Source organism: Synechococcus sp. WH 8016 (genome assembly GCF_000230675.1).
Taxonomy (GTDB): Bacteria; Cyanobacteriota; Cyanobacteriia; order PCC-6307; family Cyanobiaceae; genus Synechococcus_C.
In genome coordinates this window covers 16,292-39,097 of record NZ_AGIK01000005.1, presented here as the reverse complement: position 1 = coordinate 39,097, position 22,806 = coordinate 16,292, and the positions used below count along the sequence as shown (strand labels likewise).

General features: G+C 59.4%; 24 protein-coding genes and 3 tRNA genes. 16 read left to right on the top strand and 11 right to left on the bottom strand.

What is annotated here, in order from left to right; genetic code table 11:
• Positions 1 to 69: 69 nt before the first annotated feature.
• On the top strand, positions 70 to 1,146 hold the full coding sequence (locus SYN8016DRAFT_RS11685; RefSeq protein ID WP_006854622.1) for an enolase C-terminal domain-like protein: 1,077 nt from the start codon (positions 70 to 72) through the stop codon (positions 1,144 to 1,146).
• Between the two features lie 149 nt (positions 1,147 to 1,295).
• Positions 1,296 to 2,375 carry a DUF1611 domain-containing protein gene (locus tag SYN8016DRAFT_RS11680; RefSeq protein WP_006854621.1) on the top strand — a complete coding sequence of 360 codons (1,080 nt, stop codon included), beginning with the start codon at positions 1,296 to 1,298 and terminating at the stop codon, positions 2,373 to 2,375.
• Position 2,376: 1 nt separating this feature from the next.
• Here SYN8016DRAFT_RS11680 and SYN8016DRAFT_RS11675 read toward each other — a convergent pair.
• Positions 2,377 to 2,449: transfer RNA gene (locus SYN8016DRAFT_RS11675), tRNA-His, on the bottom strand.
• Between the two features lie 83 nt (positions 2,450 to 2,532).
• On the opposite strand from SYN8016DRAFT_RS11675, the gene SYN8016DRAFT_RS11670 reads away from it, so the two are divergent.
• The 3 genes from SYN8016DRAFT_RS11670 to SYN8016DRAFT_RS11660 all read left to right on the top strand — a co-directional run bounded on the left by SYN8016DRAFT_RS11670 (position 2,533) and on the right by SYN8016DRAFT_RS11660 (position 5,589).
• Entirely contained in the window at positions 2,533 to 2,919 is a 387-nt protein-coding gene (locus SYN8016DRAFT_RS11670) for a DUF4359 domain-containing protein (RefSeq protein ID WP_006854620.1), read from the top strand.
• Complete coding sequence (locus SYN8016DRAFT_RS11665; protein WP_006854619.1) at positions 2,916 to 4,172, top strand: amidohydrolase family protein; 1,257 nt, start codon at positions 2,916 to 2,918, stop codon at positions 4,170 to 4,172. Before SYN8016DRAFT_RS11670 ends, SYN8016DRAFT_RS11665 begins: the two co-directional genes overlap by 4 nt.
• An 85-nt stretch (positions 4,173 to 4,257) precedes the next feature.
• The gene (locus SYN8016DRAFT_RS11660; RefSeq protein ID WP_006854618.1) at positions 4,258 to 5,589 is read left to right on the top strand and encodes an FAD-binding oxidoreductase; all 1,332 of its coding nucleotides are present in this window, start codon (positions 4,258 to 4,260) and stop codon (positions 5,587 to 5,589) included.
• Here the strand turns inward: SYN8016DRAFT_RS11660 and SYN8016DRAFT_RS11655 are convergent, their stop codons facing one another.
• From SYN8016DRAFT_RS11655 to murA, 5 genes are all read right to left on the bottom strand, one after another.
• Entirely contained in the window at positions 5,590 to 6,123 is a 534-nt protein-coding gene (locus SYN8016DRAFT_RS11655) for a pentapeptide repeat-containing protein (protein ID WP_006854617.1), read from the bottom strand.
• A 68-nt stretch (positions 6,124 to 6,191) separates the two neighbouring features.
• Positions 6,192 to 7,457, bottom strand: coding sequence for a folylpolyglutamate synthase/dihydrofolate synthase family protein (locus SYN8016DRAFT_RS11650; protein ID WP_006854616.1), 1,266 nt, complete (start codon positions 7,455 to 7,457; stop codon positions 6,192 to 6,194).
• The gene (locus tag SYN8016DRAFT_RS11645) at positions 7,454 to 8,695 is read right to left on the bottom strand and encodes an aspartate aminotransferase family protein (RefSeq protein ID WP_006854615.1); all 1,242 of its coding nucleotides are present in this window, start codon (positions 8,693 to 8,695) and stop codon (positions 7,454 to 7,456) included. Before SYN8016DRAFT_RS11645 ends, SYN8016DRAFT_RS11650 begins: the two co-directional genes overlap by 4 nt.
• 58 nt (positions 8,696 to 8,753) lie before the next feature.
• Positions 8,754 to 8,835: transfer RNA gene (locus tag SYN8016DRAFT_RS11640), tRNA-Leu, on the bottom strand.
• 80 nt (positions 8,836 to 8,915) lie between these two features.
• Positions 8,916 to 10,211: a UDP-N-acetylglucosamine 1-carboxyvinyltransferase gene (murA, locus tag SYN8016DRAFT_RS11635; protein WP_038014689.1), complete on the bottom strand. Its 1,296-nt coding sequence runs from the start codon at positions 10,209 to 10,211 to the stop codon at positions 8,916 to 8,918.
• 150 nt (positions 10,212 to 10,361) lie between these two features.
• Here murA and SYN8016DRAFT_RS11630 point away from each other — a divergent pair.
• The 6 genes from SYN8016DRAFT_RS11630 (at position 10,362) to SYN8016DRAFT_RS11605 (ending at position 14,674) form a co-directional block, all read left to right on the top strand.
• Positions 10,362 to 10,443: transfer RNA gene (locus SYN8016DRAFT_RS11630), tRNA-Leu, on the top strand.
• Between the two features lie 34 nt (positions 10,444 to 10,477).
• Positions 10,478 to 10,726 carry a hypothetical protein gene (locus SYN8016DRAFT_RS11625; protein ID WP_006854613.1) on the top strand — a complete coding sequence of 83 codons (249 nt, stop codon included), beginning with the start codon at positions 10,478 to 10,480 and terminating at the stop codon, positions 10,724 to 10,726.
• 4 nt (positions 10,727 to 10,730) lie between these two features.
• Positions 10,731 to 11,603: an RNA methyltransferase gene (locus SYN8016DRAFT_RS11620; protein ID WP_006854612.1), complete on the top strand. Its 873-nt coding sequence runs from the start codon at positions 10,731 to 10,733 to the stop codon at positions 11,601 to 11,603.
• Complete coding sequence (lpdA, locus tag SYN8016DRAFT_RS11615; RefSeq protein ID WP_006854611.1) at positions 11,600 to 13,042, top strand: dihydrolipoyl dehydrogenase; 1,443 nt, start codon at positions 11,600 to 11,602, stop codon at positions 13,040 to 13,042. Before SYN8016DRAFT_RS11620 ends, lpdA begins: the two co-directional genes overlap by 4 nt.
• 3 nt (positions 13,043 to 13,045) lie before the next feature.
• On the top strand, positions 13,046 to 13,930 hold the full coding sequence (gene trpC, locus SYN8016DRAFT_RS11610; RefSeq protein ID WP_006854610.1) for an indole-3-glycerol phosphate synthase TrpC: 885 nt from the start codon (positions 13,046 to 13,048) through the stop codon (positions 13,928 to 13,930).
• Positions 13,931 to 14,005: 75 nt separating this feature from the next.
• Positions 14,006 to 14,674, top strand: coding sequence for a hypothetical protein (locus tag SYN8016DRAFT_RS11605; RefSeq protein ID WP_006854609.1), 669 nt, complete (start codon positions 14,006 to 14,008; stop codon positions 14,672 to 14,674).
• Here the strand turns inward: SYN8016DRAFT_RS11605 and sodX are convergent.
• From sodX to SYN8016DRAFT_RS11585, 4 genes are read right to left on the bottom strand one after another with little or no spacing between them, the layout of a single operon-like run.
• The gene (gene sodX, locus SYN8016DRAFT_RS11600) at positions 14,657 to 15,073 is read right to left on the bottom strand and encodes a nickel-type superoxide dismutase maturation protease (protein WP_253909866.1); all 417 of its coding nucleotides are present in this window, start codon (positions 15,071 to 15,073) and stop codon (positions 14,657 to 14,659) included. The genes SYN8016DRAFT_RS11605 and sodX overlap by 18 nt on opposite strands.
• Positions 15,055 to 15,528, bottom strand: coding sequence for a superoxide dismutase, Ni (gene sodN, locus SYN8016DRAFT_RS11595; protein WP_006854607.1), 474 nt, complete (start codon positions 15,526 to 15,528; stop codon positions 15,055 to 15,057). The genes sodX and sodN overlap by 19 nt, the downstream gene beginning before the upstream one ends.
• A gap of 59 nt (positions 15,529 to 15,587) precedes the next feature.
• Positions 15,588 to 16,202: an FKBP-type peptidyl-prolyl cis-trans isomerase gene (locus tag SYN8016DRAFT_RS11590; protein ID WP_006854606.1), complete on the bottom strand. Its 615-nt coding sequence runs from the start codon at positions 16,200 to 16,202 to the stop codon at positions 15,588 to 15,590.
• Between the two features lie 34 nt (positions 16,203 to 16,236).
• Positions 16,237 to 16,566: a phasin family protein gene (locus tag SYN8016DRAFT_RS11585; RefSeq protein ID WP_006854605.1), complete on the bottom strand. Its 330-nt coding sequence runs from the start codon at positions 16,564 to 16,566 to the stop codon at positions 16,237 to 16,239.
• A 52-nt stretch (positions 16,567 to 16,618) separates the two neighbouring features.
• Here SYN8016DRAFT_RS11585 and SYN8016DRAFT_RS11580 point away from each other — a divergent pair, with 52 nt between their 5' ends.
• Positions 16,619 to 18,136, top strand: a complete 1,518-nt coding sequence (locus tag SYN8016DRAFT_RS11580) for an apolipoprotein N-acyltransferase (RefSeq protein WP_006854604.1) — start codon at positions 16,619 to 16,621, stop codon at positions 18,134 to 18,136.
• Here the strand turns inward: SYN8016DRAFT_RS11580 and mnmA are convergent.
• Positions 18,060 to 19,235: a tRNA 2-thiouridine(34) synthase MnmA gene (gene mnmA, locus SYN8016DRAFT_RS11575; RefSeq protein ID WP_006854603.1), complete on the bottom strand. Its 1,176-nt coding sequence runs from the start codon at positions 19,233 to 19,235 to the stop codon at positions 18,060 to 18,062. The genes SYN8016DRAFT_RS11580 and mnmA overlap by 77 nt on opposite strands.
• Positions 19,236 to 19,285: 50 nt before the next feature.
• On the opposite strand from mnmA, the gene SYN8016DRAFT_RS11570 reads away from it, so the two are divergent.
• The 4 genes from SYN8016DRAFT_RS11570 (at position 19,286) to SYN8016DRAFT_RS11555 (ending at position 22,777) form a co-directional block, all read left to right on the top strand.
• Positions 19,286 to 20,839 carry a bifunctional ADP-dependent NAD(P)H-hydrate dehydratase/NAD(P)H-hydrate epimerase gene (locus SYN8016DRAFT_RS11570; protein ID WP_038014686.1) on the top strand — a complete coding sequence of 518 codons (1,554 nt, stop codon included), beginning with the start codon at positions 19,286 to 19,288 and terminating at the stop codon, positions 20,837 to 20,839.
• Positions 20,840 to 20,991: 152 nt separating this feature from the next.
• The gene (locus SYN8016DRAFT_RS11565; protein ID WP_006854601.1) at positions 20,992 to 21,933 is read left to right on the top strand and encodes an RNA polymerase sigma factor, RpoD/SigA family; all 942 of its coding nucleotides are present in this window, start codon (positions 20,992 to 20,994) and stop codon (positions 21,931 to 21,933) included.
• A 260-nt stretch (positions 21,934 to 22,193) separates the two neighbouring features.
• Positions 22,194 to 22,412 (top strand): hypothetical protein, encoded by a 219-nt coding sequence (locus SYN8016DRAFT_RS11560; RefSeq protein WP_038014684.1) that lies wholly within the window; start codon positions 22,194 to 22,196, stop codon positions 22,410 to 22,412.
• A complete protein-coding gene (locus SYN8016DRAFT_RS11555; protein WP_006854599.1) occupies positions 22,412 to 22,777 on the top strand; it encodes a hypothetical protein in 366 nt (121 codons plus the stop codon). Before SYN8016DRAFT_RS11560 ends, SYN8016DRAFT_RS11555 begins: the two co-directional genes overlap by 1 nt.
• Positions 22,778 to 22,806 lie beyond the last annotated feature (29 nt).

Genomic DNA, 22,806 nt, shown 5'->3' with positions numbered 1-22,806 from the left:
CGGTGAAATCTTCTTTTAGTGTGGGCCACGGCCAGCTTGTGCCAGCTTGGGGATTGGCGTATTCGGGCGATGGGCTGGTCTCTTCGGCGCTTTTCTCTCACCAAAGCGGTACCTCTCGCGATTAGCCGCGGAACCACAGCCCAGGTGGAGCACCTCGAGCTCACCTTCAGCATGGATGGCAATAGCGGCCGCGGCGAAACGGGGGGATTTGATACGGGGCATCGGGCCTTCAGCACCGATCAGCTGGCCTTGGAGCTTGAGGCTTTGCTGCCAAAACTGGGAGATGTGGACCCTGCTGATCGCCAGCAACTCGCACCTTTGCTGCAGCCGTTGTCGCCCCCGGCTCGTTGTGCGGTGGATCTCGCCCTTTGGGATTGGTGGGGCCAACGGCTCGAACAACCGGTTTGGCGCCTGTTCGGTCTCGATGGCCATCGCCCTGTGGCCACCAGCGTGACCTTGGGGCTTGGTTCGGTCGATGCGGTTCTCAGCCGCCTTCAGCGTTGGTGGCGGCAGCTACCGGCAACACGCATCAAGCTCAAACTTGGCAGTGCTGATGGCTGCGAACACGATCGAGCTCTGTTGGAGGCTGTGGCCCAGGCCCTGCAGGAGCAGGCTCAACAGCAGCAGCAGCCGATGGAGCTTCAAGTGGATGCCAACGGGGGCTGGACTCTCGATCAGGCAAAGGCGATGCAGACATCTCTGCACCAGGCAGGGGTGGTGTTGCTGGAGCAGCCGATGGCGGCCATGCTCGATCCCGATCGAGATACGGCTGCTTTTGCGGCGCTCAAGCCCCATTGCGCCATGGCCCTTGTGGCCGATGAAAGCTGTTGGGACTTACAGGATTTGTTGCGCCTTGCCCCCCACGTGGATGGCGTGAATCTCAAGTTGCTGAAAAGTGGCGGGCTCAGTGAGGCGTGGCTGATGGCTCAGGTGGCTCAGCGCTTGGATCTGGATCTGATGATTGGCTGTTATTCCGACAGCGTTTTGCTCAATGGAGCGGCCGCCCAGCTGCTGCCCTTGATCCGCTGGCCCGATCTCGACAGCCATCTCAATCTTGTGGATGACCCCTATCAGGGGCTCGATCTCGTAGGAGATCAACTGCGAGCGCCAGCGGCGGCTGGGTTGGGGATCAGCCGCGCCTCATGACAACAAGCACGTCTTCTTAAACCTGCTCTTAAAGCCGCGTTTTAAACCCCTCAGTTGTGCGTTGTTGCTGCAAAGTCTTGCTAAAGGCGTAAGCAAGAGTTGGCAGCTTTGTTCTGCTCAACTCTGGTCGTCATGGCAACGGAATTGGCGTGAATCAGCACTGTCCTGAGGGGTTTGAACAGTTGCCTGTGCTGCTTCTTCAGCACGGTGGTCTGTCGTCCCTCACCGGCAAGACAGGCCTTGCCATGTTGCGACATCGACGGGGGCCGATCGCAGCGGTCATTGATGCTGACCATGCCAACGGCTCCCTTGAAGAGATCACAGGGATTGCGCGCAAGGTACCGATTGTGCGCGACCTGGCTGCGGCCTTGCCTTATCGTCCCGCGGTTGCCGTGGTGGGCTTGGCTCCCTCCGGTGGAGTGTTGCCCGACCCGGTGCGACGGGATGCCTTGGCCGCGCTGCAGGCCGGGTTAAGCCTGGCCAGTGGTTTGCACACGCAGTTGGCAGAGGATCCGGACTTCAAGGCGGCCTGTCATGCCGGCCAATGGATCTGGGATTTACGCCAGGAGCCCCCCAGCCTGCAGGTGGGGCAGGCACGCGCTGCCGCGCTTTCCTGCCAGCGCGTTTTAGCCGTGGGAACCGATATGGCGGTGGGAAAGATGAGTGCCTGTTTGGCCCTTCAAGCGGCGGCAGAACGCCAGACGCTGGAGTGCCGTTTTGTGGGAACCGGTCAGGCTGGAATTTTGATCAGCGGTCGCGGTGTGCCTTTGGATGCGGTGCGGGTCGACTATGCGGCCGGTGCGGTGGAAGCGGCTGTTCTTGAAGCCGGGTCGGGTTTGTCAGCGCAGGATTTGTTGGTGGTGGAAGGGCAAGGTTCCCTCTGTCACCCAGGCTCGAGTGCCACGCTTCCTTTGATGCGCGGCAGTCAGCCAACGGCGTTGCTGATGGTGCATCGGGCGGGTCAGTCCACGATCGGGCGTTTGCCTGAAGTGCTCCTGCCCCCGTTGAAGGAGTGCATCAGCCTTTGTGAGTCGTTGGCGGCGGTCGCCCGCCCGCGAGGCTCAGGCCCCCCACCGAAAGTCCAAGCCGTTGCTCTTAATACAGCTGAGTTATCGCCAGAGGAGGCGCAGCGATCGATCCAGGCTTGTGAACAGGCCCTAGGCCTTCCCTGCGACGATCCCATTCGCCATCAGGCAGATGGTCTGCTCAAGGTGTTTTTGAAGCGTTGAGGGCGGATGAGGGGATTCGAACCCCCGGATGGCGGCACCACAAGCCGCTGCCTTAACCACTTGGCGACACCCGCCGTGTCGGGTAAGAATCTACCAATTCACCCAAACCGTTCTGGAGACGCTCATCGGCCCTTTCCGCAAGCCATCGGCCAATGCAGTGGCAGCCGTTCTCGCATTCGCCGCCTCTGGCGTGGCACTCGCCCTATCCAACCCCTCTTCAGAAGAGTTCAAGAGCTATGCAGGAGCTCAACTCGTCTCCGTGATCAGCGACGAGTTATGTGGTGGTGCACTGCCGATGGTGCTGCAGCTTTGGGTGAAAGATTGCCCCCGCTTGATTCGTGATCAGGAGCCGGCGTTGGCGGAGCTTGCGGGTCAATTCAGCCGTCGTCTCAACCTTGGCCTGGCCAGCGTCTACACCACCGAGCTTGGTGGACAGGACTTGCTCCCCACCTTGCGACTTCCTGAGTATTCGGTCACGACCCTCGGAATCGCCGGGCAATTTGTCATCCTTCACTCCAGCAGTGACGATGGCAAGATCGAATGATTCCTCGTTTTGGAGATGGCACGCTCCGTGCCTGGATTCCAAGGGGACTGGTCGAACTGGATCATGAGGGCGTTGGGACGCCAGCACCGATTACGCGCGCCGATGGCCTGTGTGCCTTGCAGGTGTCCTGGCGTGAAGGGCGGATTGTGCAAGTGCAGCCGCTTGTTGACGGGTCAGCGGAACCGGAGGGGATGTTGCTTCCCCGTCTGCTGGAACCACATGCACACCTTGATAAAGCCTTTAGCTGGAGCGGCTACCCCAACCTCAGTGGCACCTACGCCGGAGCGATGGCGGCCAATCTCAGGGAACATCAGAGCCGCACCCTGGAGGTGGTTCAAGAGCGCTTTGAGCGCGCCATGTCACTGGTTTGGCGCCATGGTCTGCGCGCTGTGCGAACCCACATCGACAGCCTTGGGCCTGGAGCTGAGTGCAGCTGGGACGCCATTCTTGAAGGAGCGTCACGTTGGCAAGATCGGGTCACGGTTCAGCCGGTGGCGCTGGTTCCGGTGGAGCATTGGGGCAGCACAGAAGGGAAACAGTTGGCGGCTCGGGTGGCTGCGGCCGGTGGCTTGCTGGGTGGTGTGATCAGCCCCCCCTGCTCGGGGCGTGCGCCTCGCCAGGAGCTCCGCAACCTCTTGGCGCTTGCTGATCGGCATGGATGTGGGGTGGATTTGCATATCGACGAAGCCAGTTCTGAGCCGGCTGCCGGCTTGTTTCAGCTGATGCGCGTGCTCAAGCGGATGACCGTTTCCGTGCCGATCACCTGTAGCCATGCCAGCAGCCTGTCGCTCCTAAGAGCCCCTGTCTTGCAGCGGCTTGCTGAACGGATGGCGCATCACAACGTTCAAGTGGTGGCTCTCCCCTTGACCAATGGCTGGTTATTGGGTCGGCAGGATTTCGCGACGCCTCTGCGGCGACCATTGGCTCCAATTCGTCAGTTGCAGCGGGCGGGTGTGTGTGTGGCTGTCGGCGGTGACAACGTGCAGGATCCATGGTTCCCGGCTGGCAACTTCGACCCCTTGGCGTTGATCTCAGCGAGCTTGGCCCAGGCCCAGCTGGCGCCTTGGGAGCGCTTGGGGCTTTCGCCCTTCACAACGGCGGCAGCCCGATTGATGCAGATGGAGTGGGATGGGGTGATCCGGGCGGGTGCCCCTGCTGATGCGATGCAGCTCCCCGTTCAAAGCTGGGCCGAAGCCTTGGCGGCACCTCCGCAGCGCCGGCTGTTGGTGCGTGGGGTGTGGGTGCAGGATTGAAGCTAAGGACAATTCACTACCCTCCAGCACAGCAGTTTTCTTGAGCAACAGCCCCTCTCTCATTCCAAGCCAGTTCTGAATCGCCATGGGTTTCGATGCTTTGCACCACGAGCTGGCAGCCATTGCCGATCTCAGCTTGCTGATCAGCCCAGCGGATTTAGATCGCTATTCCCGTGACGCCTACGACTACTCACCGGTGCTGCGGGAACAGCTCAGCCAATGCCGCGCCGATCTCGTTGCCAGTGCGGCTTCCGTGCAGGCGGTGCAAGCGGTGGCCGCGGCGTGCCATCGCCATGGCGTGCCGTTGACCTTGCGTGGAGCGGGCACGGGGAATTACGGCCAAAGCGTGCCCCTGAAAGGGGGCGTGGTGCTCTTGATGGATTCCTTGCGCGAGGTGCGTTCCATCGATCCGGTTTCGGGTGTGGTGACGGTGGAATGCGGTTGTTTGATGCGTGACCTCGACCGCGCCTTGGCCGTTCATGGCCGGCAATTAAGGCTGTTTCCAAGCACCTGGCGCAGTGCCACGATCGGTGGCTTTATCGGCGGCGGATCCGGGGGGATCGGTTCGGTGCGCTGGGGATTTTTGCGCGATCCTGGCCACCTCCTCGGCCTGGAGGTGGTGACGATGGAGGCCTCGCCACGGCTGTTGCAACTGGAAGCCGCGGAGGCGGAAGCCTTGAATCACGCCTACGGCACCAATGGCATCATCACGGCGCTCACCCTCTCCTCGGCGGCGCGGGTGGCGTGGCAGGAAGTTGTGGTGGATTGTGCCGACTGGACGACGGCGGTGGAGCTGGCCCAGCGTTGCGGTCGAGCGGCCGTTGAGTTGAACCTCTGCACTGTGTTGCAGTCGTCCATCGTCGAGCATCTGCCCTCGTGGAGTGGTTCCCCGCGGGGACAGCACCGGCTGCTGTTGTTAGTCGCCCCCGATGGGGTGAGCACGATTGAACGCCTGGCGCGCTCTGTTCAGGCGGAGATGCACGTGCTTGGCCAAGAGGACGACCATCAGGGCAATGGTCTGCGGGAGTTGAGCTGGAATCACACAACCCTGCATCTGCGCAATCACGATCCGAATTGGACCTATCTGCAGATGCTTTTGCCCCAGCCTGAACTGGGCTGTATGGAGGCGCTCCAGAAGCGCTGGGGAGATGATCTCGTGTGGCATCTCGAGGCCGTGCGTCAGCAGGGGGCCTTTCGATTGGCGGCTTTGCCGTTGGTCTATTGGAGAGGAGCGCAGGCTCTTCAGGATTTAATCGATCACTGTCTGGCCCAGGGGGCGTTTGTGTTCAACCCCCATGTGATCACCGTGGAGGGAGGCGGCCTGGGTGTGATTGATGGCGATCAGGTCGCAGCGAAGCACCGTCACGATCCTGATGGCTTGCTCAACCCGGGAAAGCTTGGTGGTTTTCCCGCATGATCAGCAGTCCAGGCTGTCGCGGGTGGCGACACCGCTGCTGGGATTGACGCCATCAGCGTCCTGACAGAGGCGGCGCTGATCTTCCCGATCCAACAAGGCATCGGTGAAATCAGCCCCTTCGATGTCTGCGCCGGCAAAGCTGCTCCCGGCAGCAATCACGCCCTGGAGCAAGGCATCGCGAAGATCCGTTTTGGAGAAATCGGCACGATCCATCAGTGCATCGCTGAGATTGGCGCCATGGAAATTGGCTTCTGGGAATTCCGCTTGCGTAAAGATCGTTCCCTGGAGATTGGCGTCGCTGAAATCAGCCCCCCTGCCCGTCGCACCGGCGAAGGATGTGTTGACGAGGTTCTGCCCGTGGAAGTCACCGCCGCTCTGGTTGGTCAGGGTGTAATCCACCCTCTCTTGAAAGAGCGCTCGATCCTGAAGCCCCACACCGGTGGAGGTGTCGAGAGCGATCACAGGGAAAGGCAGAGCTGTCATGAGCGCCAGGAGAGCAAGCGCGAAGAGGGAGCCCAGAATCTGGTGGCGCATGACGGGTGCATCGAAAGCTGACCTCACTCTGCCGTTCCTCCGTTCGTTCTGAAGCGAGCCCTGAACCTCTAGGGCTCTTTCAGCACCCCTTCCGCCAACAACGCGCCAATCAAATACAAGGAGCCTGCAATCACAGGCGTTGGCATCGGCCTGTCTGCAGTCTTCTTCGACAGGCTGATGAGCACGTCCTCCACGCTTGAGGCGCTCCTTAGTTGCTGCGCATGCCTTGGGCAGATCTCGCTCAATGTGTCGGTTGTCCAGCTCACATGCCCTGGCACCGGCACGATCCAGGCTTCATCGTCTGGTTCCAACAACAGGTTGAGCATCTCTGGAGCTTGCTTGTGGCGTTGAATGCCAAGAATCCAGATCTGCTGCCCTGGCGGGCTCCAGCCACCGCGCTCGAGCGCGAGCTGCTGAGCGGCATCGGGGTTGTGGGCCCCATCCACACGCACGGAGTGGTGCTTCCACTGCAGCGTTTGAAGCCGACCAGGCCAACGGGCTTGGGCCAGCCCCCGCCGGATCTGCTCCTCTGAAATTGAGCTGCCAAGCACATTCATGCGTCGCAGCGCTGCGCGGGCCACGGCTCCGTTTCGCCGTTGCAGGTGTCCAGCCAGCCCCAGTTCCCACTCCTCGGAGAGGGGCTCCACCCACTCCAGGGTTGCGCCCATCTCTTGGCTGCGTGCCTCCAAGACCTGGGCGACCGCCTCGTGTTGAGGGGCACTGACCACGTGGGCCCCAGGACCGATCACCGCTGCTTTTTCGCTGCTGATTGCCGTTAAGGAGTGTCCGAGATGCTCGCAGTGATCCATGCCGATCGAGCCAATGGCGATCAGAGGTCGATTGGGATGGGCCGTTGTGGCATCCAGCCGCCCTCCAAGACCTGCTTCCAGGACGAGCCAATCGAGGGCGTTGGCTTCAAAGTGGACCAAGGCCGCAGTGATCAGCTGCTCGAACGGGGTCAGGTTGTGCTGCCGCGCCAACGCTTGGAGTTGTTTTAAACGTTGGCGCAGTTGGGGGAGTTCAATCGGCTGCTTGTTGATGCAAATCCGTTCACACCAACTGATCAGATGGGGAGAGGTGGTGAGGCCAGAGTTCAGACCTGCTGCTGTTAGGCCGCTGTGAATCATGCAGGCGATTGAGCCTTTGCCATTGGTGCCCACCACCTGAACGGCGGGAACATCAGCGCAGGGGGTGGCTAGATCAGCAACTGCCCTCTGCATTCGCTCAAGGGATAGATCCATGCCCCGCTGCTCAAAGGGGGAGATCAGGTCCGCTAACTCATCGATGGGATCAGTGTTGGGATCAGCTTTGAGATCAGCCTTGGAGCGGGTCACGCGTTCAACAGTTCCAGCGTGCGTTCCAGGCGGGAGAGCAGCGCGTTCACCTCCCGGCGATCGATCACGAGGGGAGGAACCATCCGCACCACTTTCGCTCCAGCTGGAACGAGCAACAGTTTTTGAGCTAACGCTGCTTTGACTACGTCAGCAGCAGTGAGATCGCAGTCTTCTCGAAGGACCAAACCCTGCAGCAAGCCCCACCCTCGGGCGTCCTGGAGTTGCTGAGGAAAGCGTTGAATGAGCTGGTGGAGTCCGGCGCTTAATTGCTCGCCCCGTTCTGACACGTTGCGCAGCAGCTGCCTCCGTTCCAATTCGCGGGCGACGGTGAGGCCAGCGCGACAAGCAAAGGGGTTGCCTCCAAACGTGCTGGCGTGATCTCCAGGTGCGAACAGGTCGGCGTGTTGGCTGGTCAGCAGGGCCCCGATCGCATGGCCACCCCCGAGCCCCTTCGCCAAGGTGATCACATCGGGTTGGACATTCAGTTGCTCGTAGCCCCAGAGCCGGCCGCTACGACCCATTCCCACTTGAACTTCGTCAAAGATCAACAGGATGTTGCGTTCATCGCAGTGGCGACGAATCGCACGGAAGACATCGGGATCGCCAGGATTCACACCGCCCTCGCCTTGGAGCGGTTCGATCAGCACAGCGCAAACCCGTGGGCCATGGGCCTCCAGGCGGTTTAGAAGCTGTTCAAAGCTCTGGATGTCGTTGTAGGTGAAGGTCTCAAAACCCTCCACCATCGGCTCAAACCCCACGTGGTAGCGAGGTTGTCCAGTGGCGCTTACCGCTGCCAACGTGCGGCCATGGAAGCTTGCTGCCGCCGTGAGGATGACGGGCCGCTCGATCCCCCGCCGTTGATGGCCATGTTTGCGTGCCAATTTGATGGCGGCTTCATTGGCTTCCGCCCCGGAATTGCAGAAGAACACACTGTCGGCGCAGCTGTTGTTCACAAGCCAGCGGGCTAGCTCTTCCTGCTCAGGAATCTGATAGAGATTGGAGACGTGCTGCAGGCGGCTGAGCTGATCCTTCAATGCCCGGCGCATGGCGCGGTTGCTATGGCCGAGGGTGCAGGTGGCAATTCCAGCGACGGCATCGAGGTAGCGATCGCCTTTGTGGTCACTTACCCAACAGCCTTTCCCACGCACCAGGGTGAGCGGGTAGCGGTTGTAGGTCCCCATCACGGCAGTGGGAAGCGGCTCAGTGATGCCAGTGGTTTGGGGGGGAGTTCTTACCATTTCGCCCGACGGTTGACCCGTGGCTTCGCGCTTCTATTGAAGCTGACCGCTTCATTCATACAGGTGGTCGGACTTGAACCGACAAGGGTTGCCCCGCCGCATTTTGAGTGCGGTGCGTCTACCAATTCCGCCACACCTGCTAGTTCGCGTCTCCTGACGCTCAAGGTCCTTCAAGGGATTGAGGACTTCCTTAATACCCTACACGTTTTGCCCCTAGGCCCTATGAGCGCCTGGTCAATTTGGCTCCAGCCCGGCCCAGCTTGGCTTCGATATCGGCATACCCACGGTCGAGGTGCTCAAGTCCGCTCACTTGAGACGTCCCCTTCGCCACGAGCGCTGCCAACACCATGGCGGCTGAAGCTCTGAGATCGGTTCCATTCACTGGAGCGCCGCTGAGAGTTGAGACCCCTTCCACCACGGCAGTGTTGCTTTGAACCCTGATGGAGGCACCCATGCGCTGCAGCTCTGCGACGTGCTGCATACGGTTCTCATAGATCTTCTCCGTAATCACACTGGTTCCCTGTGCTGTGGCCAGTAAGGCCATGAACGGTGCTTGTAGATCGGTGGGAAAACCAGGGAACGGTTGGGTGGTGATGTCGATGCCCCGGATGTCGCCGGGTGTGATCGTGATCCCTTCGTCATCGATGTCGAGTTTGCAGCCGCAGTCGCGCAGCTTTTGCAGAACGGCACTGAGATGGTCGGGGATGACAGGAGCCACTCTCAGTTTTGAGCGGGTGATGGCAGCAGCGAGCAGGAAGGTTCCGGCCTCAATGCGGTCGGGAATCACCGTGTATTCGCAACCGTGGAGTTGATCCACACCTTCCACGGTGATGGTGGGTCCGCCGGCTCCGCTGATCTTGGCCCCCATGGCAATCAGCAAGTTGGCGAGATCCTGAACCTCTGGTTCTTGAGCGGCATTGGAAATCACGCTCGTGCCTTTCGCCAAGGCTGCGGCCATCAAAATCGTTTCTGTTGCGCCCACGCTGGGGCAATCCAAAACAATCTCAGCCCCTTTGAGGCGTTGTTCCACGCCTGGGATCGAGGCGGCAATGATGCCGTGCTCCACGTTCACCACGGCACCTAGGGCCTTCAACCCACGGACGTGCTCCACAACCGGACGAGCACCAATGCGGCATCCCCCTGGCAAGGGCACTCGCGCGTTTCCCATGCGGGCGAGCAGTGGGCCGATCGCAAAAAAGCTGGCGCGCAGGCCGTTCACCAATTCGTAGGGAGGCTCTGCTCCTGTTATCTGATTGGCATGAAGATGCACCACCTCTCCGCTCCGTTGAACGTTCACGCCCAAAGAAGAGAGAATGTCCGTCATCCCGCCGATATCGGTGAGCGGTGGAACGTTGCGGAGGGTGAGGGGCTCTTCGGTGAGGAGTGAAGCTGTCATCAGCACGAGAGCTGAATTTTTCGCACCGCTGACGCGGAGCTCTCCACCCAACTTTTCTCCACCGTCGATCACGAGGTGCGGCTTGAGAATGTCTTGAGACGCAAGAGCCGCTGCCTTCATGCCCGTGGTTACTAAATTTACGACCATCTTGACCATCAAGGATGAGACCGTCTAGACGGCCGGCCCTCAAACTGGTTCTGTAGAGCCCAGATCGTGTCTGTCACTCCAAAGCTGATGTCGTATGGTCTTCAGGTCACGTTTGTGACGCCAGCGGTTGTGGCGGAATTGGTAGACGCGCATGTTTCAGGTACATGTGTCTTCGGACGTGGGAGTTCAAGTCTCCCTAACCGCATTAACGTGATTGGGTCAGGACTCCCAACTCCTTCATGATTGTGCTCAAGATCTCCAACTCATCGGAGGTAGTGGCTTCCAAAGTTGGCAAGTTCATCGAACTTTTGACTCCAGATTCCGTGGATCAATCCACGGTGGAAGACCAAGTTATTAAGAAGTTGGTTGAGAATTTGGCGGCTGAAGGGATTAAGGGGGAGATCGCTGCGGTTCAAGGCATTGACCTCAACGGCAATGATCTGAATCTTCACGATGGAATGAAAGTGCGTAAGCACACCAGCTTCTGATTCCGTGTCTTTTGACGATCAGTCAGAGGAGCTGATCACAAGTCGCCGCAATCCTTTGGTGCGACGACTTCGTTCGTTGTCCTCCCGTTCAGGGCGAGAGGAACATGGTGTTGTCTTGCTGGAGGGAACGCATCAAATACAAGAACTTCGGACCCATGTTTGGCCGGATTCTGTTGACCTTGATGTTGTGGCCACTCCCGTTTGGTTGAACACTCATGCCGGCTTGATTCGCTCTTTGCCTGGATCTGTGCGTGTGCAGCGGATCAGTGCTGAAGCCCTGCAAGCGGGCTTAACAACGGTTCAGCCCGATGGTGTGGCCTGTTTGCTGCCGTTGTCTTGCTTGCCTTCAGCAGTAGCCGCTCCCGAGTTTGTGCTGGCGCTGGATCGCATTCAGGATCCAGGCAACCTCGGAACCCTGCTGCGCACTGCACGGGCCGCCGACATCCAGCAGGTTTGGTGTGCCTCCGGTGCTGATCCTTTGGCCCCAAAGGTGGTGCGATCCTCGGCTGGTGCAATCTTGAGCTTGCCGGTCGAGCGCTTTGGCCCTGATCCGACGGAAGGCGTCGTTCAACTCGCGGAACGACTGAGGCAAGCGCGCGATGCAGGACTTCAAATCGTGGCCACTTTGGTGCCAGATGCGGCGGCAGACCGACGCGTTCAGCCCTACTGGGAGCTGGACTGGACGCTGCCCACGGTGCTCCTGCTCGGCAACGAAGGAGCCGGTCTGGACCCGTTGTTACAGGACTGCTGCTCCGCTGGTGTGACCCTGCCCCACAGCGCCGCTGTGGAATCTCTCAATGTGGCGGCTGCTGCGGTCCCTCTGCTTTTGGAGAGGCGACGGGCGAGAATGACGCCTTCAACGCAGAAGATCGGGTGAGCGACGCCAGTTTCGACTTCGATGTGATTGTCATTGGCGCCGGATATGGCGGCTTTGATGCAGCTAAACATGCAGCCGATCATGGCCTCAAGGTGGCCGTCCTTGAATCCCGCGACATGGGAGGCACCTGCGTGAATCGTGGCTGTGTTCCCTCAAAAGCCCTGTTGGCAGCCAGTGGTCGCGTGCGCGAGCTGGCGGATGCTGAGCATCTCGCAGGGTTTGGCATCCATGCGGCTCCCGTGCGTTTTGAGCGCAAGAAGATTGCTGATCACGCCAACCAATTGGTGGCCACGATTCGGGCCAATCTCACCAAAACCTTGGAGAGGGCAGGGGTCACCATCCTTCGTGGTCAAGGTCGGCTTGAGGGACCTCAACGCGTTGGGGTGCGTGAGCTCAGCGGGGTGGACCGGGTCTTAACGGCACGGGATGTGATCTTGGCTACGGGCTCGGATCCGTTTGTCCCCCCGGGCATCGAAACGGATGGGCGCAGCGTGTTCACCAGCGACGAGGCGGTCAATCTGGAATGGCTGCCGCGTTGGATTGCCATTATTGGTAGTGGCTATATCGGACTGGAATTTGCCGATGTCTACACAGCTTTGGGCTGTGAAGTCACGATGATCGAGGCCTTGGATCGGGTGATGCCCACCTTTGATCCTGATATCGCCAAGATTGCAGCCCGCAAATTGATCGATGGCCGCGATATTGATGCGCGCTCTGGGGTTTTGGCGAAATCAATTCAACCCGGATCCCCCGTGCAAATTGAGCTGGTTGATATGAAAACCAGAGAGCCGGTTGAGACCTTGGAAGTGGATGCGGTGCTCGTGGCGACAGGGCGTGTGCCCAGCAGCAAGCATCTCAATCTCGAATCCGTGGGAGTGGAGACCAATCGGGGGTTTATTCCCGTGGACGACAGCATGCGCGTGTTGGTGAATGGTGCTCCGCAGGCCCACCTCTGGGCCGTTGGTGATGTCACCGGCAAGTTGATGCTCGCTCACACGGCCGCTGCACAAGGCTCGGTGGCTGTCGACAACATTCTTGGGCATCCCAGACAAATCGATTACCGCAGCATCCCGGCCGCGACCTTCACGCACCCTGAGATCAGTTCTGTGGGCTTATCGGAAGCCGATGCCAAGGAGCTTGCAGGAGAGGAAGGCTTTGAGCTGGGCACGGTTCGCAGCTATTTCAAAGCCAATTCCAAAGCGCTTGCCGAATTGGAAAGTGATGGCCTGATGAAGTTGCTGTTCAACAAAACCAGCGGGGAGGTCCTGGGGGCGCATATCTACGGTTTGCATGCCGCTGATTTGATCCAGGAGATTGCGAATGCGGTGTCCCGCCGTCAAAGCGTGACCCAACTCGCCAATGAGGTGCACACGCATCCAACGCTGAGTGAAGTGGTGGAAGTGGCCTACAAGCAGGCGGCTTCAGCGGTGGGGGCCTGAGTGATGGAGATCCGTCGTCGTCCGCCCAATCCCAAGGTGCAAGTGGCGCATCTGGAGTACGCCGTTCCTGATCAGGACGGCGAACCCCGCAACATCCTGGAAAAAATCGTCTGGGAAAAAGATCGCGAGATCGCTATTGCCCGTGAGCGCATGCCCTTGGAGCAGTTGCGCCGCAAGGTGGCTGAATTGCCGCCAGCCCGTGATTTCCTGGCCGCTTTAAGGACTGCAGCCGTCACGCCTGCCGTGATTGCGGAGGTGAAAAAAGCCAGTCCCAGCAAAGGGGTGATTCGAGAGGATTTCGATCCAGTGGCGATTGCCAAGGCTTATGCCGCCGGTGGGGCGAGCTGTCTTTCGGTGCTCACTGATAAAGCCTTCTTTCAGGGTGGTTTCAATGTGTTGATTGAGGTGCGCGATGCCGTGGACCTTCCCCTGCTTTGTAAGGACTTCATCCTTAGCCCTTATCAGCTGTATCAGGCGCGGGCGGCGGGAGCCGATGCCGCCCTTCTGATTGCAGCGATCCTGTCCGATCAAGATCTGGCCTACTTCTCCAAGGTGGCCGCAGCCCTTGGTCTCACGGTTTTGGTGGAGGTGCATGACGCGGAAGAGTTGCAGCGGGTGCTGGCCCTAGGTGGATTCCCTTTGATTGGAATTAACAATCGGGATCTCGCCAGTTTTGAAACCGATTTGGCGACCACCGAAACGCTCACGGCCCAGTTCTCTGCGCAACTGGCGGAGCAGCAGATCCTGTTAGTGAGTGAATCTGGACTGTTCCATCGCGCTGATCTCGATCGGGTTCAAACCGCTGGAGCCCAGGCTGTTTTGGTGGGTGAAGCCCTGATGCGCCAAGCGGATGTGGAGGCAGCACTCCAAGCGCTGATCCATGGTTGAATCAGCACCAGCCATCCGTGAATCGGTTGCCCCCGATCTCCGTCCGGTAGAATTGCTAGATCTTGGGGTCGCGACTTGCTGATCAGTGTTCTGACGGGCTTCGCGGCAGGTGCTGTGCACGTGGTTGGTGGTGCTGATCATCTGGTCGCGATGGCCCCCTTTTCGCTGAGGCGTCCGTTGCAGGCCGTGAAGTCAGGAATGGCTTGGGGCGGAGGCCATTCCCTTGGAGTGGTGTTGCTCGGCGTTGTTGCGATTTTTTTTAAAGATCTGATCCACGTCGAAAGCATGTCGGCATGGGCTGAATTTTTAGTGGGGGTGTCGTTGCTTGTGATTGGCGCTCTTGCCATTCGAACCGCGTTTGGCTTGGAGTTGCACACCCATGACCATCACCATGATGGTTCGGCCTTGCATCGCCATCTTCATCTGCACCTCCGCGGTCAGAACAACCATCGCCTCCATGCGCATGCGGCATCGGGCCTTGGATTGCTCCATGGACTGGCGGGTGCCGGGCATCTGTTGGCCGTGATCCCAGCGCTTGCCTTGCCGGTTCATGGGGCGATTCTGTATTTGCTGGCCTATTTGTGCGGATCGATGGGCGCCATGCTCGCTGTGGTGAGCTCAGTCTCCATGCTCACGATGCGGAGCAGCGCCCGTTTTCTGCCGCTTTTGGTGGGCTGCACCGGCGGGCTGTCGATCGTGACCGGAGCGATTTGGCTCCAAAAAACATCAGCGGTCTTGTTCTGATGCTGTGGTCACGAGTGCCACCACTTCTCCGACCAAGCACTCCTTAGGAACACCTCCCCATTGCCGGCTGTCTGTGCTGGCATCTGGGCAGTCACCAAGGATGCTGAGCTGGGTGTCCTCCACAGCGTGCAAGCGTTTGATCACCTGGCGTGAGGGCTGCTGCGGATGAAGGCAGACGACGATGGCACCGATGGCGGGGAAGGCTGCGTGCTGAGCGAGGGGCCGCACGATGACGCGGTCCTTGGGCTTCAGCGTTGGCCACATCGAATATCCCTCCACTTGCATCACCCGTCGACGCCCACAAAAAAGCAGCAGTAGGTCGAGAAGACCAACTGCTGCTAGGGGTTGTTGAAGCTCTGATGAAAAGCTCAGAGCCCGTCTCAGGAGGCGGTGACCCAAGCGTCCGTACGGCCTTTGGACTGCCAGAACATGCCGTGGATTTTCTCAACAGCGGCCATCAACTCCTCAGTCTTGCCTTGATCGATGTGCACCTTGCAGGCGCTGCAGAGCTTTGCTGCTTTCCAGAAGGTGTCGTGAAGGTCGGGGAATGTCGCCAGGTGCTCAGGCTTGAAGTAGTCGGTCCAAAGGATCAAGAGTTCTTTCTTGGTCTTCTGTGCCTCTTCTTCCTTGATGGCAACGAAGCGGGAGAAGGTGTTGTTGTAGGTGGCAAGAGCTGCCGCATTTCCAGCAGCAGGGGCTTCCAACGCTTTGAGCTTTTTGGTCATCGAGAGCACCGCTTCAGCGGCAACACGAGCTGAAGCAGGGTCATAGACGCCGCAGGGTCCGTCGCAGTGGGCTTCAACGGTGGAGGCGGGCAAGGAGCGAACGATCGCTGATAGAGCCGAGCGAAGCATCGGGTTTGAAACAGAATTTTCGGTTCGACAAGCCTACCTATGGATCACCGTCCAATGGCTCACCTTTTGATGTCCAGTAGCTCGACTTCAAAAATCAGAGTTGCGTTCGGAGGAATCACGCGACCTGCACCACGCTTGCCGTAGCCGAGATCAGGGGGAATGACCAGCTTGCGCTTTCCTCCCACTTTCATGCCTTGGACGCCCTCATCCCAACCCTTAATCACCCGGCCGGCCCCCAGCGGAAACTCAAACGGGGTGCCGCGGTCGTAGCTGGCATCAAATTGTGTGCCGTCTTCGAGGGTGCCGCGGTAGTTCACCACCACGTTCTGTCCCGAGCTCGCCACATCACCAGTTCCTACAACGAGGTCGGTGATTTTCAGGCCACTGGCGGTGACTTGAGGCTTCTCGGCTTCCATCGGTCCGCCGAGCGCTGAGGCATCAGCGATGTTGGTATCGGGAGCCATCGCAAACAAGGTGGGGTTGGGGTTGTCGGGGTCGAGTTCCATCGGATTGGCCACGGCCTGAACGACAGCCGCTTGGACATTCGTCGCATTGCTGCTGGCCATGGTGGATGGCGTTGCCGCGATCACCGTGGAGGGCGACACCAGTTGACTGATGAACGCCACCATCAGACAGGACACAAACACAGCGGTGCTGATCAAGATCTCGCGCACAGATTTTTGCTCGATTGAATCCAAGTCTGGCAGTTCATTCCTCGCGCTCTTTTTGGCGCAACTGCTGCTCAAGGCGATCGATTCGTCCCCGCAGCTCATCCAGTTCTCGCTGACTGGCTAAGCCGAGGTCTTGAATGATGTGGTCGCGGTTGCGTTCAAGGTTGCGGCCCATCTGCTGTTCGAGTTCTGGGGTCTCGCCGCGCAAAGCCTTCAGCACATCGTCCACTAAGGCCGAGGCATGGGTTGAATCAAGGCGGCCGCTGCTGACCCATTCCTGGGTGACGTAACGGAGCCGATCGGCAACCAGGGTAGTGGTGCCGAGCCCGCGAAGAAGTAGCTGTTGCAGGGGATTAGCGGTATCCATAGCCGTACGGGTGCATTCCGATTCAGGATGGCTTGATCTCCCGCCACTGACCATGGGCAATGACCGATCCCTGGTGCTTCTGCAGGGGCTGTTGGGGGGACTGCTTGCAGGGGTTGCCCTCACCCTGTCGGGCCCTTGGTGGATGGTGCCGGCCCTGGCGCTGCTCTGGGCTGCGTCCCGCAGCTCTCTCGCCTCAGCGATCTGGGGTGGAGTGGCTGTCCTGGTGAGTCACCGCTGGTTGCTGGCGTTACACCCCCTGATGTGGATCGGTGTTCCCGCTTGGCTCAGCCTGCCGGTGGCGGTTGGGATCTGGTTGGCCTGCGCCCTGTTGGCAGCCCTGCTGCTGGCCTGTTGGAGTGGGCTTGTTAGTCGCCTGCCCTTGCGAGGCAGCTTCATCGATGCCGTCTTGGCCGCGGCTGTGTGGGGATTGGTGGAAGTAGCCCTATCGCAAAGTCCTGTGTTTTGGATCGGTGTCGGTGGCAGCGTGCTCCCGGCCGACGCCCCGTTGGCTGCCCTGAGTCGCTGGATCGGTGAGGGCGGACTGGCGGCCCTGCAACTGCTGCTCGGCTGGTGGCTGTGGCGTTTGCTGACGCTGTCCCGGCGCGAGTCGGGTTGGCCGAGACTGTTGGCCGGCGGCGTGCTGAGCCTGTTGGTTCTGCATGGGCTGGGGGCCTGGCTGCTGCAGAACCCAGTCAGGCTGGGTGCCGAATCCGATCGAGCAGAGTTCAGTGTTGGCCTATGGCAACCGGCGATTCCCACCCGCGAAAAATTTTCTGCGCAACGCCAACGGGATTTGCCCAAACGGCTTCAAGCGGCGCTTCAAGAGGCCGATGCCGCTGGTGCGGACTGGCTGATGGCACCTGAGGGCACGTTGCCACTTCATGTTTCTCTAATGGCACCGGCCCCGATTCCACTGATGAGTGGAGGGTTTCGCTGGTCGCGGGGACGTCAGCACAGCGCCATGGTTTTGGTGGAGGCTGGCGGCACCACTCCGGTGTCCTCGCTTGATAAGCATCGCTTGGTGCCATTGGGGGAGTGGGTGCCGGCCTGGCCAGGTCTCAGCGGCCTCTCTGCCATCGGTGGCCTGGAGGCGGGTGAGCCCTCCCGGCTTTGGCGCTGGGGCGGTCCACCCGCTGCTGTGGCCATCTGCTACGAGATCAGCAACGGAGCGGCCTTGGCTCGCGCCGTTGCTGAAGGGGCGGAGTGGATCCTTGCAGCAGCCAACCTGGACCCCTACCCAAGCCTCCTTCAGCAGCAGTATTTGGCTTTGGCCCAGCTGCGCAGTTTGGAATCGGCCAGACCGCTCTTGTCAACGGCGAATACAGGGCCAACGGCCATGATTCGAGCTGACGGTCAGATCGCAGAACGCCTGGCCGCGTTTGATCCAGGTCTTTTGCTGGTGCCGTTGCAACCTCGCAAGGGTTTGACGGGATACGTGCGCTGGGGAGAGGCGCCTCTGTGGTTGATGGTCGGCGTGTCGTCGCTGCTGTTGGTCAGATCGGCGAGTCGATCAGGCCTCCGCCCAGCACGACCTCGCCGTCGTAAAACACCGCCCCTTGACCAGGAGTGATCGAAAACTGTGGCTCTTGAAAGCTGAGCTTGCAGCGATGAGGGCGCTCTCCGGCCCGATCGGCGGCGTTGGCTTCGATACAGGTGAGATAGGCCGCCACGGGTTCGCTGCGATAACGCACTTGCACCTCCACCTCCATGGCTGAACCGAGTGGGGGCGGGGGGATCGAGACCCAATTCACAGCGCCCACCTCGCAGCCAGTACGACCGGCTTCTGCCCTAGTGGCGACGACAACCTGGTTCATGGCGGCATCGAGTTTCACCACGTGGAGCGGCTCACTCCAGGCAATGCCTAATCCTTTGCGCTGGCCGATGGTGAAGTGTTCGATGCCGTCGTGCTGTCCAACCACCGTTCCGTCTTGCAGCACGATTTCACCGTCCCGTGGGGGAAGGTAGGCATCGAGGAAAGCGCGCATGGAGCCGTGGTGATCGGCCAGGCAGAGGTCCTGACTTTCTGGCTTGTCTGCCGTGCGTAATCCGTGGCGGGCAGCCTCAAGACGGGTGTCGGCCTTGTTGAGTTCGCCGAGTGGGAAGACCACGCGCGCCAAAACGTCCTGGGGGAGGTCATAGAGGAAGTAACTCTGGTCTTTGCGGCTGTCCAGGCCTCGCAGCAGCTTCCAGCGACCGTCATCTCCGTCCAGACGGATGCGGGCGTAATGGCCAGTTGCGATCCTGGGGAGATGGCGTTCCCGTTCGGCCCAGGCGAGCATCGGCCCGAATTTAACCGACCGGTTGCACTTGGAGCAGGGCAGAGGTGTGATGCCTGCCCGGTAGCCGTCAACCAAGCCTTGAACGATTTCACGAACGAAGGTGTCTCTTGAATCCACCACGTGGTGGGGCACGCCGAGCTGTTCACAGATTCCGGCAGCATCCACCAAGCCTTCGGCGCAACACGCCCCTTTCCCACTCATCAGCCAGAGCGTGAGGCCCTCCACCTCCCAGCCGGCCTCCACCATCAGGGCTGCGGTGAGGGAGCTGTCTACACCACCCGAAAGGCCGACGGCCACACGATGCTCACCGGGCCATTGGCGCAATCGCTCTAGGGCCTCGGCACCGGCTGGGGTTGCTGTGAGGGTGGTCATCTTGGCCTCGGCCGACATGGGCGGGCATCGCTGTCTGACTCCATAGTGAGGGCCCGGGTGTTTTTGGCTTGGTCTGGCCTCCTTTTGATGCGGAGCACTGGCTTGTCAGTGCAGAGCAAATGCTGGCCTTGGAGCAGGAATGGCTGACGAGTGGTTTGCCCGTTGCTGCCTTGATGGAGGCCGTCGGTCAGGCGATGGCTGATTGGTGTCTTCAGCGCCGGAAGCGTCTGGAGCAGGGCGTGTTGGTGTTGGTGGGACCCGGCCACAACGGTGGTGATGGGTTGGTGGTAGCAAGACGGCTGATGCATGCCGGAGTGGAGGTGAGGCTGTGGGCCCCTCTGCCGATTCGGCAAGCGCTCACCCAAGAGCATTGGCGTCATCTCGAGTGGCTTGGGGCAACGGTTCTGGAGACGGATCCGGATCCGGAGGATTCCGCTCTCTGGGTGGAAGCTCTGTTTGGGTTGGGACAACATCGGCCTCTTCCTGAAGGTTTGGCGCTGTTGCTCGGCGAACGCGAGCGTGTTCAGCCAGGTCGGCTGATCAGTCTGGATGTGCCTGCAGGGATGCATTCCAATCACGGACGGATGCAGGCCGGAGGTGGGGCGGTGGCTTCCGACACGTTGTGCGTGGGTCTGGTGAAACGCGGGTTGGTACAGGACGCAGCCCTCGCCAACGTGGGTTGTTTGCATCGCTTGGATCCTGGCGTTCCTCACCAGTCGATCGATGCACTGGCGGCACCTGTTGTCTTGCGGGTGATGGCAAAGGATTTAGCGACCTTGCCGGTTCCTCAAGACCCGCCAACGGCAATGAAATATCAGCGTGGCCGCGTCATGCTGCTCGCCGGCAGCGAGCGCTATCGCGGTGCAGCACTCCTGGCCGCACAAGGGGCCATGGCAAGTGGTGTGGGAAGCCTGAAAGCCGCGTTGACAGAGGCCGTGGCCGAGCGCATCTGGCAATGGATTCCCGAGTTGGTGCTGTCGGCTGGGTTGCCAGCGACCGCATCGGGAGGATTGGCTTGGGGACCATGGCTGGCTCAGGCAGACCTGTCCCGTTTGGATGCGCTGTTGCTGGGGCCTGGGATTGGAGGGTTCAGCGCGCCGTGGGAGGCCTGGGCAGAGCCCTTGCTGTCCTTCGAAGGACTGCTTGTGCTGGATGCCGATGGGCTCAACGCTTTGGCCGCTTCAAAGCAAGGCTGGCGCTGGCTTTGCCAGCGTGCGTTTCCAACCTGGATCACCCCGCATCAGAGTGAATTTGAAAGGCTGTTTCCTGATTTCAGTGGGCGGGAACCGCTTGAGAGCGCCCAAGGGGCTGCAGCAGAGAGCGGAGCCGTTGTGTTGCTCAAGGGTGCCCACTCGGTCATTGCCGATCCGAAGGGTGTGGTGCATCAACTTGTGGATACATCGGTGCAGGTGGCTCGTACGGGCTTGGGAGACCTGTTGGCTGGATTTGCTCTTGGCTGGGGAGCGCGCTATCTGGCTTGTGGAGAGCAGCCGCAGGGACAAGCTCTTGCCGCCGCTGCTTTGCTGCATGCCGAGGCGTCACGAACCACTGAAAATGCCAGTGATGCCAGTGAGATTGCGAAAACCCTTGCTGAGCTCACCCGGCGGATTTGCGGAAATTAATTATTAAAAAATTGATGAAGTTTTAAAATGCACACAATTCAAAACGCGCCAATGTGTCGTTTTCCTTTCACGAATCTGAAGGGTTGCTGAAAACATTTGGGTTTATCGTTTTTTCATAGGAAAGTCTCCCCACGCCCAAGAGACGAGTTGCCATGGTTTCCTCAACAGCTCGGACCTCCGAGACTCAGAGACGTAGAAGCAGTGATCCGATTAGTTGGTATTTGGCGACCATCGGCCGAATACCCCTGCTAACGGCGGCTGAGGAAATCGAGCTTGGCAACCAGGTTCAGAAGTTCATGGAGCTGACGCAGGACGGTTCGGTCTCTGCTGACAGCGAAGAGTTCAGTTCCAAGGATCGGCGCATGATTCGCGTTGGCCAGCGTGCCAAGCAGCGGATGATGAAGGCCAACCTCCGTTTGGTGGTGAGTGTCGCGAAGAAATATCAAGGCAAAGGCCTTGAGCTTCTCGATCTCATCCAAGAGGGATCCCTGGGCTTGGAACGGGCGGTTGAGAAATTTGACCCCACCCGCGGCTACAAATTTTCCACCTACGCCTTTTGGTGGATTCGCCAAAGCATGACCCGGGCGATTGCTTGTCAGTCCCGCACCATTCGCTTGCCGGTGCACTTGAGCGAACGTCTCACCACCATCCGCAAAGTGAGTTTGGACCTTGCCCACAAGCTTGGTGCGATGCCCAGCCGCCTCGAGATTTCGGAAGCGCTGGACATGCCTGTGGAAGAGCTCGACTCCCTGCTTCGGCAGGCTCTCACTACCAGCAGTCTGGATGCTCCTGTAAATGGAGAGGATGGCCGCAGCTTCCTTGGCGATCTGATTGCTGATTCTTCTGCAGAGGAGCCACTCGACAAGGTTGAGCAGCGCATTCACCACGAGCAACTTGGTCGCTGGTTGAGCCATCTCAGTGAGCAGGAGCAACACGTGCTTACCTTGCGATTTGGTTTAAACGGCAACGAGCGTCACACCCTGGCTCAAATTGGTCGTTTGCTCGATGTCTCGCGTGAACGCGTCCGTCAGGTTGAATTGAAGTCGCTGCGCAAGCTGCGCAATCTCACCCGTCGGATGTCTCCGACGTTTTGATTTGTTGATTGGTTGATGAGTTCCAAAACTGGGTCGATGCAACTCAGTGTTGGAATGCCCTTGTCTGACCCGGTTTCAGAGCTAACCGCTATCGCACTATCTAAGGCAATCTTTTGAGCGTGTAGGGGCTTTGAAGAGGGGATTTTGAGAGAGTCTCTTTGGCTACTTATTCAGGCATCAGTACCTGCGGGAGTGTTTCCGGATCCACTCATCAAGGAATAATCTTTCGGACATTACTGACTCGTATCTCTAAGAAGCATTTGAACGAACCCAATCAGCCCAAAAAGCCCAGAGCGCTCACTTATACGGAAATGATGAATGGTGGTCAGCAACAAATGGATGATGTCACCCATCAGCAAGAGCTAAATCTACAGCGCCGAAAGGATCTATTTGAGCGCTCTGTCGAGCATCTGGAGCAGTCCTTCAAGACTGAAACTGATCAAGAAGTTGATCACATTGGTGGTGACGCGGGGATCTGATGAGTGCTCTTGCGTGTCTTGTCTTTTCGGCAGCTCTTGCGTATCTGATTGCTCAATTCAGACAGCGACGTGCTCCGAGCAAAAGCACCGCGGCTTGGCGTGAAGCTTCAGAGCTTGTCTTTGACAGGAACCTGCGGTTCCAGATCAAACAGGAATACCAAAATGGCATGAAACCCAGCAATGCTGATGGGTATGCCGAATCGAGAGACTCTCTCGTTAGCCACTTGGCCTCCAATTTGTTGATGCTGGCGAACAGGCGACTAGAGATAGAGCCCACCAGGAGTGAGGCTGAGGAGTTCGTGCGTCAGCACTGTGATCTAGATGACGACCTCATCGAAGGAATGTGGATTTCAAAGTTCAGCTGAAAGAAAATATTCTTGTCATGAGAGATCAA